Origin of the sequence: Sulfitobacter sp., from assembly GCF_041552635.1 — a bacterium.
In the GTDB taxonomy this organism is placed as follows: domain Bacteria; phylum Pseudomonadota; class Alphaproteobacteria; order Rhodobacterales; family Rhodobacteraceae; genus Sulfitobacter.
In genome coordinates this window covers 1-1,017 of record NZ_JBFEKM010000403.1, presented here as the reverse complement: position 1 = coordinate 1,017, position 1,017 = coordinate 1, and the positions used below count along the sequence as shown (strand labels likewise).

1 protein-coding gene and 1 pseudogene are annotated in these 1,017 nt (G+C 59.0%); both read right to left on the bottom strand.

Annotated elements, in window-relative coordinates:
* Positions 1–199, bottom strand: a pseudogene (locus tag ABYT07_RS21410) (hypothetical protein); the annotation flags it as partial.
* Positions 196–1,017 (bottom strand): thiamine pyrophosphate-dependent enzyme (locus ABYT07_RS21405; protein WP_372994027.1); only part of this gene is annotated, 822 nt, incomplete at its 5' end. The gene ABYT07_RS21405 and the pseudogene ABYT07_RS21410, both read right to left, overlap by 4 nt.

Here is a 1,017-nt window from a genome sequence, read left to right as displayed (position 1 = left end):
TATAGTAGATCGTGGCACCTGTGCGCTGCGCCACGCCTGCAACGCTGGTGGCCTGCACCTCATAGCCTTGGGCGCGGGCGAGCGTTTCGATCCAAGCGGTCAGCACACCGCCGCCCTGCCCGCCGACAGCCATGACAGCCAGTTTCGTAATCTGCGCCACGCGCGCATCTGGCGTTTTCGCAGGGATCAACGCGTTCATCGCAGCACCAACCGTTTCGTATCGCGCCGCTGTTGCAGCCAAGCGATCACCTTACTGCGTTGCTTGGCGCGCCATGCCTCAAACCCGGTTGGATTGTGCACAACATCGGCCTGATAAAATGACGGACACAGGATCGCGGTATCGGCGACTTCCCCACAATTGCCGCAGCCGACGCATGTCTGGTCAATATGCGCCACGGGGTCGTCACGCAGCGGGTCATCAAGTTTTTTCAGCGACAGGGACGGACAACCGGACAGGCGGATGCAGGCGTGATCGCCCGTGCAAACATCCGGATCAACGCCAAAACGCGGGATATCGACGCGGCGGCCTTCTTTGATCGCCTGATTGCGCAGCGGTTTTTCGCGCCGTTGCTTGTTCAGCATACATTCAGAGGACGCAACGATCACCTTGGGACCCGCGTAGTCGGTCGTCAGTGCCTCGCGCAAAACCTCGCGGACTTTGCCCACGTCATAGGTGCGATCAATCTGGCGAACCCATTCGACGCCGACCCCCTTAAGTGCAGCGGAAATCGGATTATTCGTAGATTTAGTATCGTTTTTCGCGCGGCTGGACAGGACATCCTGCCCACCTGTCGCAGCGGAATAATAGTTATCAACAATGACAGCGACGGTGTCGGATTTGTTGAAAACCATGTTTCCAATCGAAGAGCTAAGCCCGTTATGCCAAAACCCACCATCCCCCAGAATCGAGATCGCGCGCCGCTCACCGCCGCCATCAAACGCAGCGTTGGACGCGGGGCCAAGCCCATAGCCCATGGTCGCGCCGCCGATCTCAAACGGCGGCAGCGCAGCAAAAAG